This window comes from Pseudomonas sp. B23(2017), assembly GCF_002113725.1.
GTDB classification, from domain to species: Bacteria; Pseudomonadota; Gammaproteobacteria; order Pseudomonadales; family Pseudomonadaceae; genus Aquipseudomonas; species Aquipseudomonas putida_Z.
Map to the genome: position 1 here is coordinate 44,648 of NZ_NEJM01000006.1, position 13,481 is coordinate 58,128.

Genomic DNA, 13,481 nt, shown 5'->3' on the forward strand with positions numbered 1-13,481 from the left:
CGTATTAGGTCGACAAATTGTGTCTGCCTCTTCGCGGCTGAAGCCGCTCCCACAGGTACTGCACAACCGTCGAAAGCGGTGCGGTCCCTGTGGGAGCGGCTTTAGCCGCGAAGAGGCCGGCACAGGCTGTACAAATTCAGAAAGGCGCAGGGCACTCGAACTTCAACCGCTCCCCGGAAACCGGGTGGGTAAAGCTCAGCATCGAGGCATGCAGGCACAGCCGCTCGTGGGCAGCCAGTGCCTCGGGGTTGGCATACAGCCGGTCGCCCAGCAGCGGGTGCCCGATCGACAGCATGTGCACGCGCAACTGGTGCGAACGCCCGGTAATCGGTGTCAGCTCTACCCGGCAGTAATCACCGCAGCGCTCGACGATGCGCCAGAAGGTCAGCGCATGCTTGCCCTGTTCGTGGTCCACCACATGCCGTGGCTTGGTCGGCGGGTCATAGCGCAACGGCAGGTCGATGCTGCCGCTGTCCAGCGCCGGCTGGCCCCAGCACAGCGCGGTGTAGGCCTTTTCGGTTTCGCGGTCGTGGAACTGGCGCGACAGCTCACGGTGGCTGTCGGCATCCCGGGCCAGCAGGATGATGCCGGAAGTTTCCCAGTCCAGGCGGTGCACGATCAACGCGTCGGGGTAGCCGTTTTCCTGCAGGCGAGTGATCAGGCAATCCTTGTTGTCCTCGGCGCGGCCGGGTACCGACAGCAACAGGGTCGGTTTGTTGATCACCAGGATGGCGGCGTCTTCGTGCAGGATCTGGATGTTGGACAGCGGCATTGCTTGGTCTCGGTTATATCGGGGAAAACACTGGGGCCGCTTTGCGGCCCATCGCGACACAAGGCCGCTCCTACAGGGGTTATGCATTTCCCCTGTAGGAGCGGCCTTGTGTCGCGATGGGCTGCAAAGCAGCCCCAATGCTCAAAGCCTGGTCGCGAAATCAGCGATCCGGCAAGGTGATGTTCAGTTCCAGAATCGAGCAGCTACCCTGGTTTTCCAGCTCGATATGCACATCATCGTTGCCGATGTTCACATATTTGCGGATCACTTCCAGCAGTTCTTTCTGCAGCGCTGGCAGGTAGTCCGGTTCGCTGCGTTGGCCGCGCTCGTGCGCCACGATGATCTGTAGACGCTCTTTCGCTACCGACGCGCTGGTAGTTTTCTGTCTGCCACGAAAGAAGTCAAAAAGGTTCATGGTTTACTTGCCTCCAAACAGGCGCGCGAAGAATCCTTGCTTCGGCACTTCGATGAACCGCAGGGGCTTTTCTTTGCCCAGCAGACGGTCGACGGTATCGCTATAGGCCTGGCCGGCATCGCTCTGGTCGTCGAGGATGACCGGGATACCCTGGTTGGAAGCCTTGAGCACTGCCTGGCTCTCGGGGATCACACCCTTGAGCTTGATCGCCAGGATCTCTTCGACGTCGGCGATGCTCAGCATTTCGCCCTTTTCCACGCGCTCCGGGTGGTAGCGGGTGATCAGCAGGTGTTCCTTGATCGGCTCTTCGCCGTTCTCGGAGCGGCGCGACTTGCTCGACAGGATGCCCAGCATGCGGTCGGAGTCACGTACCGAGGACACCTCGGGGTTGGTGACCACGACGGCTTCGTCGGCAAAGTACATGGCCAGGTGTGCGCCTTTCTCGATACCGGCCGGCGAGTCGCAGATGACGAAGTCGAAGTCTTTCTTCAGCTCCATCAGGACCTTTTCCACGCCTTCCTGGGTCAGCGCGTCCTTGTCACGGGTCTGGCTGGCGGCCAGCACGTACAGGTTCTCGAGGCGCTTGTCCTTGATCAGGGCCTGTTGCAGGTTGGCTTCGCCGTTGACCACGTTGACGAAGTCGTACACCACGCGGCGTTCGCAGCCCATGATCAGGTCGAGGTTACGCAGGCCCACGTCGAAGTCGACGATGACGGTCTTGTGGCCACGCAGTGCGAGGCCGGTACCAATGGCGGCGCTGGTGGTGGTCTTGCCCACACCCCCCTTGCCGGAAGTAACCACGATAATCTTGGCCAAGGTGTTTCACCCCTAAAATAATCGGGACACAAGTCCCTGCAAAAATACAAATAAACGGCAACGGTAAGAAAAGTTGCACTAAAAATGCTGGCAAGTATCCGTTAAAGACGGGTGATGTTCAACACGTCGCCAGACAGGCTGACTTGCACGCCAGTGCCCCACAGCGGGTCGCGGCGCAGGTCTTCGCATACCTTGTACTGGCCGGCGATGGAAACCATTTCGGCGGTCATCTGCTGGCAGAAGATACGTGCCTTGGTATTGCCTTTGATGCCGGCCAGGGCGCGGCCGCGCATGGCGCCGTACACATGGATGTTGCCATCGGCCAGAAGTTCCGCCCCCGGGCTGACCGAACCGGTCACCACCAAGTCGCCGCCCTGGGCGTAGATCTGCTGGCCGCCACGTACTGGCGAAGTGATGATGCGGGTCGGGCGCACCTCGGGTTCGAGGATTGGCGGCGGGACAGGGGCCGGCTCGGGCTTCTTCACCTCGGGTTCGGGCTCCAGCGGCCGCTCGCGCGCGCCGGATGGCGGCAGCACCGGCAGGTCGATGGCGATGGCGGCGGCGATGTCCTCGATGCGGTTGGCGCGGATGGCCAGGGTACGCAGGCCGTGGTGGCGGCAGATCCGCATCAAGCCGGGCAGGTCGATTGCCCCCTCGTCGGCCGGCAGCTTGTCCAGCGCCAGCACCAGCGGCGTGTTGCTGAAGAAGTTCGGTGCCTGGGCGACTTTGGCCGCCAGTTGGCGGTCGAGGGCTTCAAGGTCATTGCGCGCCAGTTCCAGCACTGTAATGGCGAGCATGCTGCCCTTGAGCTGGAACACGGAGGCGGTGTCGGGTGTGTGGTTTGGGCTCATGGTCTGCATAGACGGCTTGTTGCGAAAAAAGTGCCCTGACTTATAACGATAAGACCGGTTGCCCGCAACATGCGCTGATCCGTTGTAGAATGCGCGGCCTTTGTCTTTCCGGAAGCTTCAATGGAACGCCCGCGTTTTCGTCCCTATTTCCTTCACCCACGTTTCTGGGGCCTGTGGCTGGGCCTGGGCCTGCTGTGGCTGGTGGTCCAGTTGCCGTACCGGGTCCTGTTGAAAGTCGGTGCCGCGCTGGGCGCGGTGATGTACCGCTTTGCCGGTGAGCGGCGGCGCATTGCCGCGCGCAACCTGGAGCTGTGCTTCCCTGAGCTGTCGGTCGACGAACGGCAGCGCCTGCTCAAGGCCAACTTCGCCTCCACCGGTATCGCCTTCTTCGAAATGGCCATGAGCTGGTGGTGGCCCAAGGCCCGGCTGGCGCGCCTGGCCCATGTCGAGGGGCTGGAGCACCTGCAGGCCGCCCAGCAGGCGGGGCAGGGGGCCATCCTGATGGCGGTGCACTTCACCACCTTGGAAATCGGCGCCGCGCTGCTGGGCCAGCAGCACACCATCGACGGCATGTACCGCGAGCACGGCAACCCGCTGTTCGACTTCATCCAGCGCAGCGGCCGCGAGCGGCATAACCTCGACTCGCTGGCGGTGGAGCGCGAGGACGTGCGCGGCATGCTCAAGCTGCTGCGTTCGGGCCGAGCGATCTGGTACGCACCCGACCAGGACTACGGCGCCAAGCAGAGCCTGTTCGTGCCGCTGTTCGGCATCCCGGCGGCGACGGTGACCGCCACCACCAAGTTTGCCCGGTTGGGCAAGGCGCAGGTGATTCCGTTCACCCAGAAGCGCCTGGAGGATGGCAGCGGCTATCGCCTGGTGATCCACCCGCCGCTGGCGGATTTCCCCGGGGAGAGCGAAGAGGCTGACTGCCTGCGCATCAACCAGTGGGTGGAAAGCGTGTTGCGCGAATGCCCCGAGCAGTACCTGTGGGCGCACCGCCGGTTCAAGTCGCGGCCCGAAGGGGAGCCGCGGCTGTATGACAAGAAGAAGCGCTGAATTTTCTTTTGCCTGTGCCGGCCTATTCGCGGGTGAACCCGCTCCCACAGGTTCTCCACAGGCCTTGAAGGCTGTGCAATACCTGTGGGAGCGGGTTTACCCGCGAAAGGGCCGGCACTGACAGCACACCAACCCCAGGAAGGACTCCTATGGCCCCACCCCCGGTAACCGGTCTTATCCTTTCTGGCGGCGGCGCCCGCGCTGCCTACCAGGTCGGCGTGCTGGCCGGCATCGCCGAACTGCTGCCCGCTGGCGCGCACAACCCGTTCCCGGTCATCGTCGGCACCTCCGCCGGCGCCATCAACGCCGTCACCCTGGCCAGCGGCGCTACCCATTTCAGCGACGCCGTACAACGGCTCACCGCCTTCTGGCAGAACTTCCGCAGCCACCTGGTCATCCGCAGCGACTGGCCCGGTGTGGTCCGCCAGGCCAGCCGCTTCGTCGCCCACAACCTGCTGGGCGTGGGCGGCCCGGCGCCAGTGGCGCTACTGGACAGCAGCCCATTGCGTGGGTTGCTGCAGGCGCACCTGAACCTGGACGGTATCGCCCACTCCCTGGCCGCCGAGCAACTGCGCGCCGTCGCGGTGACCGCCTTTGGCTACGAGTCCGGCCAGGCGGTGACCTTCTACCAGGGCCGCGGCACCATCGAAGCCTGGTTGCGCCACCGCCGCATCGGCATGCCCACGCCGTTGACCATCGACCACCTGCTGGCCAGCGCGGCCATCCCGCTACTGTTCGCCCCGGTGCGCCTGGGCGACGAATATTTCGGTGATGGCGCGGTACGCCAGTCGGCACCGATCAGCCCGGCCCTGCACCTGGGTGCCAGCCGGGTACTGGTAGTCGGGGTCAGCGGCAACCCGCAGCGGCCGGCGCCACCATTACCGACCCAGCGCGTGTTCAGCGGCCAGCAGCCGAGCCTGGCGCAGATCGGCGGGCACATGCTCAACAGCACGTTCATTGACAGCCTGGAAGACGACATCGAGCTGCTGCAGCGCCTCAACCACCTGAGCCACCTGTTGCCGGCGCACCTTGACGCCCGGCGCCTGGGCCTGGCGCCAATCGACGTGCTGGTGGTGGCGCCCAGTCAGCCGCTGGACGAAATTGCCGCGCGGCATCGGCGCGAGTTGCCGGCGGCGTTGCGCATGTTCCTGCGCGGGCCGGGGGCGACACGTACCAGCGGGGCGGGGGTGTTGAGCTATTTGCTGTTCGAGGCCAGTTACTGCAGCGAGCTGATAGAGCTGGGGCGAAAGGATGCCTTGGCCAAGAAGCGGGAGCTTTGCCAGTTCCTGGGGATTTGAGGTTGCCTGTCATGGCCCTATCGCCGGCAAGCCAGCTCCCACAGGACCACCGAAGGCCCGGGCATTGTGAGGACCTGTGGGAGCTGGCTTGCCGGCGATAGGGCCGGATCGGCTTACTCGGCTATCTGCAACTTGCGCGCCTGGGTATACACATACCGCACCTTCTCGTACTCGAACGGCGAGTTGAGCTGGCCATAGCGGAATTTGGTGCTGTAGCGCTTGTCCACCACGCGCAGCACGGAGATTTCCGGGTGGTCGCTGCTGGCTTCGGCCACGTTCAGGTAGTTGATCGCCTGTTCGCCTGCATAGTCCACCACCAGCCCAGTGGTATCGCGCAGGTTCGACGGCCCCAGCACCGGCAGCATCAGGTACGGCCCGTCCGGTACGCCATAGAAGCCCAAGGTCTGGCCAAAGTCTTCACTTTGTCGCGGCAGGCCCATCTTGGTCGCCGGGTCCCACAGCCCACCCACGCCGATGATGGTGTTGAACATCAGCCGCGCGGTGATCTCCGCCGAGCGCTTGGCCTTCAACTGCAACACGCTGTTGAACAGGTTCGGCACGTCGCCCAGGTTGTTGAAGAAGTTGGTCACCCCGGTGCGCACGAAGCGTGGGGTGACGTACTGGTAGCCGCTCACCATCGGCAGCAGCACCCATTGGTCCAGGCGGTAGTTGAAGTGATAGACGCGCCGGTTGATCGACTCCAGCGGGTCGTACACGTTCAGCGCTTGCAGGGTGGAGCGCTCGAACTCGCGCTGGTCCAGCCCCGGGTTGAATTTCAGCTCGCGCAGCGGGTCGACGAAACCATCGGCCTCGGGCGCCAGTGGTGCTTCGGTGACTTGCGGGTCGGCCTCGATCACGCTGGCCCGGGGGGCGGTTTCGGCTGCCAGGGCCTGGCCGGCGGCGAACAGGGCAGTGGCGAAGAGGAGTTTGTTAACCACGGAAGAACTCCAGCATGGCGTCACTGTTGACGCGGTAATTTAGGTTGCCGCAATGGCCGCCATGGGGGTAAAGGGTCAGGCGCTCACCGAACACCTTGCGCAGGAAGCCGATGTCGCCAGGGCCGAGGATGACGTCGTCGGCGTTGTGCATCACGGCGATCTTGTCGCTGCTGCTCAGGTAGTCTTCCAGCGCATACAGGCTGACCTGGTTGACCAGTTGCAGGATGCTGTTGCCGTCGGTGCGGGCGCGCCACATGGGGATGACCTGCTCGGTCATGTAGCAGTCGAAGTCGCACTGCAGGGCACGCTTGAAGAACGGCGTGAGGCTGCTGCCCTCGGTGATCGGGAATTTCGGCGGAATGATCAGGCCGCGGCGGTTGATCAGGTCGGAGGTGAAGGCAATGTCGGCCGCCGAGAAGCGGAACGAGGTGCCGATCAGCATGGCCATCTGCTCGTTGGACAGGTGCTGGCGTGACTGCTGGAAGTCGTACAGCAGGGCTTCATTGAGGTCGATGTAGCCCTTTTCCTGGAAGTAGCGGGTCAGTTTGGCCAGCATCAGCTCGTAGAAGGTGGTGCTGCGGTCGATGCCCTTGACCTGGGTCTGCACCAGCTTGTCCAGGTTGTTGATCGAGGTGTACAGGTTGACCGGCGGGTTCAGCAGCAGCACGCGCTTGAAGTTGAAGCTGCGGCGGGTTTCGTCCAGGTGGCTGACGAAGGCAGCGTCGAGTGCGCCCAGGCTGTAGCCGGTGAGGTAGAACTCGCTGATCGGCAGGCGCGGGTGCTGGGCGCGCACGGCCTGCATCACCCGGTACATGTCTTCGGCATCATCCTGGCTGACGCCTGGGGTGGCGAAGCGCGAGGCTGCGCTCATGAAGTCGTAGCTGGTGGGCGAGGACAGCTGCACCACGTGGAAGCCGGCCTGGTAGAACAGCTTTTTCAGGTATTCGTTGATGCTGCTGGTGTAGGGCGCACCGGTGCCGGCGATGATGAAGATCAGCGGCGCCTCGTGGTCCTGGCGGGCCAGGCGGTACTTGAGCTTCTTCACTGCCCAGAAGTTGTCGGGCAGGGTGAACTCACGGTCCGGGCGCAGGTTGAGGCTGTAGTCGGACTGGCTGATTTCGTCGTCGCCGGGCAGGGTGGGGCGCTGGTCCGGCGGCGTGGTGGCGATGGTTGCCTCGAACGGGTTGGTCAAGGGGTAGCCATAGCTTGCGGCGTCGATATCCCGCGCCGAAGCGGCCACAGCCATGAGCAGGCCGCCGAGCAAGGCAGCGAGGCGCAAAGATCGAAGCATGTAATCCCCCAAAAGAACGCAAGGTCGAGCAGTGTGCAGGCTAGGACCACAACGGGGCGGGCAAAGTTGCCAGGCGCGGTGGTCTTTGGTGTGCTTGTTATCTGCAACATAGCTGCAGGGAAGTGATTTTGCCTTACAACTGGGCATAAGCGATCATGGATGCTTTCGATTTCCGCTATTGGAGAACTGGATGTCTCGTTCGCTGCCGGCTGCGCTGCTTGTGCTGTTTCTGGGGCTTTGGCTTGCTGCCAGTTATGGCGTGCGCTACGGGCTGATGGAGGACGGGCAGTGGGTGGGTCTGTGCACGGCGCCGGCGGCGTACTGGCAGTGTGAGGTACGGTCGTTGCTGGGGCTGGGCATTCATCTTCAGGTGATGGCCTGGGGTGGGCTGGGGCTGGCGCTGCTGGCGCAGTTGGTTGCAGGGCGTGGCGGCTGGTGGCTGGCAGTGGTGGCGTTGGTGTTCGCGGTGCCGGCACTGGTGCTGTATACCGCCAGCATTGCCGTGTTCGCGCTGGTGCTGGCAGGGTTGCGGTTGGTCAGGTCGCCGGAGTAAGGCTGAAAGGGGCCGCTTTGCGGCCCATCGCAGGCAAGCCAGCTCCCACAGGGACCGCGCCGATTTCATAGGCAGCATAACTCCTGTGGGAGCTGGCTTGCCTGCGATGGAGCGCGAAGCGGTCCCAAGGACATCAGGCCGGGCGCAGGCGCAAGCTCCGCCACAAGGCTGCGGTCATCAGCACACTGACCACTGCCCACCCCCAGGCCTGTTGGTTCCCCAACCCTTCCACAAACAACTGCGGCGCCACCCCGGCACCGACGATGAACGCCAGCAACGCCACCTCCGCCCGCCGCGCCGGCACCGGCCACAGTGCAAACACCAGCGCTGGCAACGCCAATGCTGCGCTGGGGAAGCTGCGATAGCGTGGGTCGAACACCATCGCCAGCATGCTCACCGCCGCGGCAAAACCCGCTGCCAGCAACAGCCAGCCGGCCCGCGCCTGCAGCCAGGCGTACAGGCGCTCGCGCCCGCCCGTGCGCCGCGCCAGGGCCAGCACGGCATGGGCCAGCACCAGCAGGTTCAGCCCCGCCAGCAGCACCGCCCACAGCCACTCCCCGGCAAAGCGCGCATGGGTGCGCATCAGCTCGCCCCAAAGCCCCAGGCAGCCTGCCCCAAACGCCGCCAGCAACGGCAGCAGCATGGCCGCCGCCGGGGTGGCGGGGCGCCCGGCAAGCATCAGCATCAGCACCATCAGCAGGGCACTGGCCAGCAACCACTGCGGCCAGTAAGGCAGGTTGCTCACTGGCCCTTCGAGTACGCCCTTGTCCTGCCGGTCGGCATCGTAAAGCCCCCAGTAGCCGCCGACCGCCCCCTCATTGGCGCGCTTCCATGGCTGGTCGAACGCCTCGATCAGGTTGTAGTGCCAGCCGTTGCTTTCGGCCATGGCCACGAACCCGCGAATGAAGCGCGCCTCGTTGACCCGGCTGGGCTCCGCGGTTTCGCGCTGGCGGCCTTCGCTGGGCCAGCCGGTTTCGCCTATCAGGACGTCCTTCGGCGCGAAGCGTGTGCCGAACACCCGGCGTACATCGGCGACATGGGCCAGGGCTTCGTCGATGCCACGCGGGTCGTCTTCCCAGTAAGGCAGCAGGTGGATAGTCAGGAAGTCCACCGCAGGCGCCACCTGCGGGTGCTGCAACCAGAACTCCCACACATCGGCGTAGGTCACCGGCACCTTGACCTGGCTTTTCACCCGGGCGATCAGCGTGGCCAGGTGCGCGCCGGTCACTTCCTTGCGCAGCAGCGTCTCGTTGCCGACGATCACCGCGCTGACCACGTCGGGGTTGGCATTGGCGGCGGCAATCAGCAGCTCGATTTCTTTCTCGGTGTCGGCCGGGTGGGCGTTGACCCAGGCACCCAGCATCACCTTCAGGCCATGCTTGCGTGCCAGCGCCGGGATTGCCTCAAGACCGGTCTGGGAATAGGTACGGATGCACTGAAAACGCTCGGCCAGCAACGCCAGGTCGGCATCCATGCGCGCCGGGCGCAGGCGCAACGGCCGGTCGTAGGGTGACTGGTCCTTGTCGAACGGGGTGTACGAGGCGCATTGCAGCTTGTGCGTCGGGCTGGCCGCGTCGGGCAGTTGCACCGGCTTGCCAAGCCCGTACCAGAGCCCTCCGAGCCCGAGCAGGGCGAGCAGGCAGGCAAGCAGGTACAACGGCAGCAGCAGGCGGGTAGAACTGGGCATCGGGCGGTCCATCGTCAGGCGCAAAAGGGTAGATAGTAGCCCGGCGCCAAACCTTTGGCATGCAAGGATCGCGCAGGTCGGCGCAGGCCGATGGCGCTAATGGCATAGTGCTGTCGCATATGGGGCGGCTACAGGTCGTAGCTGGAGCAGGTCGACTATTGTTGCAGGACGATGATGCAAATTCCGAGACCTGACGAGGGGATGCTTTGATGGCTGCTATTACAAGAATGCGACGTTTCCTGGGTGTGGGCACCGCCATGGTACTGGCCATGAGTGCGGCACAGGCAATGGCCAAAGAAGTCAGCATTGGTTACGTGGATGGTTGGGCTGACAGCGTGGCGACCACCAACGTGGCCGCCGAAGTGATCAAGCAGAAACTCGGCTACGACGTGAAGTTGCAGGCCGTGGCCACCGGGATCATGTGGCAGGGCGTGGCAACCGGCAAGCTCGATGCCATGTTGTCGGCCTGGTTGCCGGTGACCCATGGCGAGTACTGGGCCAAGAACAAGGACAACGTGGTCGACTACGGCCCGAACTTCAAGGACGCCAAGATCGGCCTGATCGTCCCTGAATACGTCAAGGCGGTGAGCATCGCCGACCTCAAGACCGACGACACCTTCAAGCAGAAGATCGTCGGCATCGACGCCGGCTCCGGCGTAATGCTCAAGACCGACCAGGCCATCAAGGACTACGACCTGACCGGTTACAAGCTGCAGGCCAGCTCTGGCGCGGCGATGACTGCGGAACTGGGCCGTGCCTATGCCAAGCAGCAGTCGATTGCGGTGACCGGCTGGGTACCGCACTGGATGTTCGCCAAGTGGAAACTGAAGTTCCTCGAAGACCCGAAAGGCGTGTATGGCGCCGCGGAAACCGTGAACAGCATCGGCAGCAAGGAACTGGCCACCAAGGCCCCGGAAGTGGCGGAGTTCCTGAAGAAGTTCAACTGGCAGTCGAAGGACGAGATTGGCGAAGTGATGCTGGCTATCCAGGAAGGCGCCAAGCCTGAAGCGGCGGCCAAGGACTGGGTGGCCAAGCACCCTGAGCGTGTGAAGGAGTGGACTGGCAAGTAACAACCTGTCAGGGCCAGTTTTGCTGTTTCGCGGGTACGCCCGCTCCCACAGGATTTTCGCTGCCCTTTAAGCTGGTGCAGTTCCTGTGGGAGCGGGCGTGCCCGCGAATAGGCCATCACTTTGTTACGCAACCGGTAAAACACCGTTGCATCTAAGACTAAGGTCGTCTGGTTGGCGTCCGATAGCCGCATAAAGTAAGGGTCGTGGGTTCCACCCCTATCTGTGCTGCTAGGACAAAAACAATGAACGACAGCATTTACCTCTCGATACAAAACAGCCCCCGCTTCAAGGAGCTGGTCACCAAACGCGAACGGTTCGCCTGGATTCTCTCGGCGATCATGCTCGGCCTGTACTGCGCCTTCATCCTCCTGATCGCCTACGGTCCTCAGATCCTGGGCACCAAGCTCAGCCCTGAGTCGTCGATTACCTGGGGTATTCCCCTGGGCGTCGGCCTGATCGTCTCGGCATTCGTCCTGACCGCCATCTACGTACGCCGCGCCAACGGCGAATTCGATGAGCTGAACAAGGCCATCCTGAAGGAGGCGCAACAATGATTCGCCACGCCAAAGCCCTGGCCGTACTGGCCTGCGGAGCCTTCGCACCCGCCGTGTGGGCCGCCGATGCCCTGACCGGCGAGGTGCAGAAGCAACCGCTGAACGTCTCCGCGATCGCCATGTTCGTGGCCTTCGTCGCCTTCACCCTCGGCATCACCTACTGGGCCTCCAAGCGCAACAAGTCGGCGTCGGACTACTACGCCGCCGGTGGCAAGATCACCGGCTTCCAGAACGGCCTGGCGATTGCCGGCGACTACATGTCGGCCGCCTCGTTCCTGGGTATTTCCGCACTCGTGTTCACCTCTGGCTACGATGGCCTGATCTACTCGATCGGCTTCCTGGTCGGCTGGCCGATCATCCTCTTCCTGATCGCCGAACGCCTGCGCAACCTGGGCAAGTACACCTTCGCCGACGTGGCCTCGTACCGCCTCGGGCAGAAGGAGATCCGCACCCTGTCGGCCTCCGGTTCGCTGGTGGTGGTGGCGTTCTACCTGATCGCGCAGATGGTCGGTGCCGGCAAGCTGATCGAGCTGCTGTTCGGCCTGGACTACCACGTGGCGGTGATCCTGGTGGGTATCCTGATGTGCCTGTACGTCCTGTTCGGCGGCATGCTGGCCACCACCTGGGTACAGATCATCAAGGCCGTGCTGCTGCTGTCCGGTGCCAGCTTCATGGCGCTGATGGTGATGAAGCACGTGGGCTTCGACTTCAACACCCTGTTCTCCGAAGCGATCAAGGTGCACGCCAAGGGCGAGGCGATCATGAGCCCGGGCGGCCTGGTCAAGGACCCGATCTCGGCGTTCTCGCTGGGCCTGGCGCTGATGTTCGGTACCGCCGGCCTGCCGCACATCCTGATGCGCTTCTTCACCGTCAGTGACGCCAAGGAAGCGCGCAAGAGCGTGCTGTACGCCACCGGCTTCATCGGCTACTTCTACATCCTCACCTTCATCATCGGCTTTGGCGCCATCCTGCTGGTCAGCACCAACCCGGACTTCAAGGACGCCGCTGGCGCCCTGCTGGGTGGCAACAACATGGCAGCGGTGCACCTGGCCAATGCCGTGGGTGGCAGCGTGTTCCTCGGCTTCATCTCGGCTGTTGCCTTCGCCACCATCCTGGCGGTGGTCGCCGGCCTGACCCTGGCCGGTGCCTCGGCGGTGTCCCACGACCTGTACGCCAGCGTATGGCGCAAGGGCAAGGCCAACGACAAGGACGAGATCCGCGTGTCGAAGATCACCACCGTCGCCCTGGGCGTACTGGCGATCGGCCTGGGCATCCTGTTCGAGAAGCAGAACATCGCCTTCATGGTCGGCCTGGCGTTCTCCATCGCGGCCAGCTGCAACTTCCCGGTACTGCTGCTCTCGATGTACTGGAAGAAGCTGACCACCCGCGGTGCCATGATTGGCGGCTGGCTGGGCCTGGTGAGCGCGGTGACGCTGATGATCCTCGGCCCGACCATCTGGGTGCAGATCCTCGGCCACGAGAAGCCGATCTATCCGTACGAGTACCCGGCGCTGTTCTCGATGCTGATCGCCTTCGTCGGTATCTGGTTCTTCTCGGTCACCGACAAGTCCAAGGCTGCCGAAGACGAACGTGCGCTGTTCTTCCCGCAGTTCGTTCGTTCGCAGACTGGCCTGGGCGCTTCGGGTGCTGTTTCGCACTGATCCCTTCCGGCAATGAAAAAACCGCGCTTCGGCGCGGTTTTTTTGTGTTTTCGTTGCTAGATCATGCCTAGTAGCAACAAAACCAGCAGAACTACCAGCACCACGCCGATGATGCCGGACGGGCCATAGCCCCAGCTGCGCGAGTGCGGGAAGACCGGTAAGCCACCAATCAGCAGAAGGATCAGGATGATGATGAGAATCGTGGTCATGACGGAGTCCTTGCGTGGTTGAGGGTCAAGGGCCTCGGACTGCTGGCCTCTTGTAAATAAGGACTGGTGGTGAGTGTCAAAGATTCCATTTGAATGGTTGCCAGTGCCGGCCTCTTCGCGGGTAAACCCGCTCCCACAGGGACAGAGCAACCCTTAGGCTTGTGATGATCCTGTGGGAGCGGGTTTACCCGCGAAGAGGCCGGTACTGACCACACAGTCATGCCCCTCCATTCACTACCTTGATGAACCCTGCCTGCCCCCCAGGCCTTGATTAGACTGGTTGCACAACCCATCAGAACAAGGCCAGCCA

At 63.3% G+C, this 13,481-nt stretch carries 14 protein-coding genes; 6 read left to right on the plus strand and 8 right to left on the minus strand.

Annotation, left to right across the window (positions count from 1 at the left end):
* Positions 1-136: 136 nt before the first annotated feature.
* The 4 genes from CAG46_RS11935 to minC form a co-directional block, all read right to left on the minus strand.
* Entirely contained in the window at positions 137-772 is a 636-nt protein-coding gene (locus CAG46_RS11935; RefSeq protein ID WP_011532730.1) for an RluA family pseudouridine synthase, read from the minus strand.
* A 160-nt stretch (positions 773-932) separates the two neighbouring features.
* The gene (minE, locus tag CAG46_RS11940) at positions 933-1,187 is read right to left on the minus strand and encodes a cell division topological specificity factor MinE (RefSeq protein ID WP_025338068.1); all 255 of its coding nucleotides are present in this window, start codon (positions 1,185-1,187) and stop codon (positions 933-935) included.
* Positions 1,188-1,190: 3 nt separating this feature from the next.
* A complete protein-coding gene (minD, locus tag CAG46_RS11945) occupies positions 1,191-2,003 on the minus strand; it encodes a septum site-determining protein MinD (RefSeq protein WP_013971423.1) in 813 nt (270 codons plus the stop codon).
* A gap of 101 nt (positions 2,004-2,104) precedes the next feature.
* A complete protein-coding gene (gene minC, locus CAG46_RS11950) occupies positions 2,105-2,863 on the minus strand; it encodes a septum site-determining protein MinC (RefSeq protein WP_025338069.1) in 759 nt (252 codons plus the stop codon).
* A gap of 111 nt (positions 2,864-2,974) precedes the next feature.
* Here minC and CAG46_RS11955 point away from each other — a divergent pair, with 111 nt between their 5' ends.
* Together CAG46_RS11955 and CAG46_RS11960 are read left to right on the plus strand one after the other, a co-directional pair.
* Positions 2,975-3,910, plus strand: a complete 936-nt coding sequence (locus CAG46_RS11955) for a lipid A biosynthesis lauroyl acyltransferase (RefSeq protein WP_024086430.1) — start codon at positions 2,975-2,977, stop codon at positions 3,908-3,910.
* Positions 3,911-4,059: 149 nt separating this feature from the next.
* Positions 4,060-5,208 (plus strand): patatin-like phospholipase family protein, encoded by a 1,149-nt coding sequence (locus CAG46_RS11960; protein WP_013971426.1) that lies wholly within the window; start codon positions 4,060-4,062, stop codon positions 5,206-5,208.
* A gap of 113 nt (positions 5,209-5,321) precedes the next feature.
* Here CAG46_RS11960 and CAG46_RS11965 read toward each other — a convergent pair whose 3' ends face one another.
* Together CAG46_RS11965 and CAG46_RS11970 are read right to left on the minus strand one after the other, a co-directional pair.
* Positions 5,322-6,146 carry a VacJ family lipoprotein gene (locus CAG46_RS11965; protein ID WP_080958529.1) on the minus strand — a complete coding sequence of 275 codons (825 nt, stop codon included), beginning with the start codon at positions 6,144-6,146 and terminating at the stop codon, positions 5,322-5,324.
* A complete protein-coding gene (locus CAG46_RS11970) occupies positions 6,139-7,437 on the minus strand; it encodes a serine/threonine protein kinase (RefSeq protein WP_025338072.1) in 1,299 nt (432 codons plus the stop codon). Before CAG46_RS11970 ends, CAG46_RS11965 begins: the two co-directional genes overlap by 8 nt.
* Before the next feature lie 190 nt (positions 7,438-7,627).
* Here CAG46_RS11970 and CAG46_RS11975 point away from each other — a divergent pair, with 190 nt between their 5' ends.
* Positions 7,628-7,990 carry a hypothetical protein gene (locus tag CAG46_RS11975; protein ID WP_084785071.1) on the plus strand — a complete coding sequence of 121 codons (363 nt, stop codon included), beginning with the start codon at positions 7,628-7,630 and terminating at the stop codon, positions 7,988-7,990.
* A 133-nt stretch (positions 7,991-8,123) separates the two neighbouring features.
* Here the strand turns inward: CAG46_RS11975 and CAG46_RS11980 are convergent, their stop codons facing one another.
* Entirely contained in the window at positions 8,124-9,689 is a 1,566-nt protein-coding gene (locus CAG46_RS11980; RefSeq protein ID WP_085617660.1) for a beta (1-6) glucans synthase, read from the minus strand.
* Positions 9,690-9,886: 197 nt separating this feature from the next.
* Between CAG46_RS11980 and CAG46_RS11985 the strand changes: the two genes are divergently transcribed.
* From CAG46_RS11985 to CAG46_RS11995, 3 genes are all read left to right on the plus strand, one after another.
* Positions 9,887-10,747 (plus strand): glycine betaine ABC transporter substrate-binding protein, encoded by an 861-nt coding sequence (locus CAG46_RS11985; protein ID WP_025338075.1) that lies wholly within the window; start codon positions 9,887-9,889, stop codon positions 10,745-10,747.
* 242 nt (positions 10,748-10,989) lie between these two features.
* Positions 10,990-11,301, plus strand: a complete 312-nt coding sequence (locus tag CAG46_RS11990; protein ID WP_003260090.1) for a DUF485 domain-containing protein — start codon at positions 10,990-10,992, stop codon at positions 11,299-11,301.
* On the plus strand, positions 11,298-12,962 hold the full coding sequence (locus tag CAG46_RS11995) for a cation acetate symporter (protein WP_013971432.1): 1,665 nt from the start codon (positions 11,298-11,300) through the stop codon (positions 12,960-12,962). The genes CAG46_RS11990 and CAG46_RS11995 overlap by 4 nt, the downstream gene beginning before the upstream one ends.
* A 56-nt stretch (positions 12,963-13,018) precedes the next feature.
* On the opposite strand, the gene CAG46_RS12000 is transcribed toward CAG46_RS11995, so the two are convergent.
* A complete protein-coding gene (locus tag CAG46_RS12000) occupies positions 13,019-13,171 on the minus strand; it encodes a DUF3309 family protein (RefSeq protein WP_013971433.1) in 153 nt (50 codons plus the stop codon).
* Positions 13,172-13,481 lie beyond the last annotated feature (310 nt).

Excerpts from the sequence above, each read along its gene's own strand:
- CAG46_RS11935 (WP_011532730.1), bottom strand. The coding sequence starts at position 772 with ATGCCGCTGTCCAACATCCAGATCCTGCACGAAGACGCCGCCATCCTG.
- minE (WP_025338068.1), bottom strand. The coding sequence starts at position 1,187 with ATGAACCTTTTTGACTTCTTTCGTGGCAGACAGAAAACTACCAGCGCG.
- minC (WP_025338069.1), bottom strand. The coding sequence starts at position 2,863 with ATGCAGACCATGAGCCCAAACCACACACCCGACACCGCCTCCGTGTTC.
- CAG46_RS11955 (WP_024086430.1), top strand. The coding sequence starts at position 2,975 with ATGGAACGCCCGCGTTTTCGTCCCTATTTCCTTCACCCACGTTTCTGG.
- CAG46_RS11960 (WP_013971426.1), top strand. The coding sequence starts at position 4,060 with ATGGCCCCACCCCCGGTAACCGGTCTTATCCTTTCTGGCGGCGGCGCC.
- CAG46_RS11970 (WP_025338072.1), bottom strand. The coding sequence starts at position 7,437 with ATGCTTCGATCTTTGCGCCTCGCTGCCTTGCTCGGCGGCCTGCTCATG.
- CAG46_RS11975 (WP_084785071.1), top strand. The coding sequence starts at position 7,628 with ATGTCTCGTTCGCTGCCGGCTGCGCTGCTTGTGCTGTTTCTGGGGCTT.
- CAG46_RS11980 (WP_085617660.1), bottom strand. The coding sequence starts at position 9,689 with ATGGACCGCCCGATGCCCAGTTCTACCCGCCTGCTGCTGCCGTTGTAC.
- CAG46_RS11985 (WP_025338075.1), top strand. The coding sequence starts at position 9,887 with ATGGCTGCTATTACAAGAATGCGACGTTTCCTGGGTGTGGGCACCGCC.
- CAG46_RS11990 (WP_003260090.1), top strand. The coding sequence starts at position 10,990 with ATGAACGACAGCATTTACCTCTCGATACAAAACAGCCCCCGCTTCAAG.
- CAG46_RS11995 (WP_013971432.1), top strand. The coding sequence starts at position 11,298 with ATGATTCGCCACGCCAAAGCCCTGGCCGTACTGGCCTGCGGAGCCTTC.
- CAG46_RS12000 (WP_013971433.1), bottom strand. The coding sequence starts at position 13,171 with ATGACCACGATTCTCATCATCATCCTGATCCTTCTGCTGATTGGTGGC.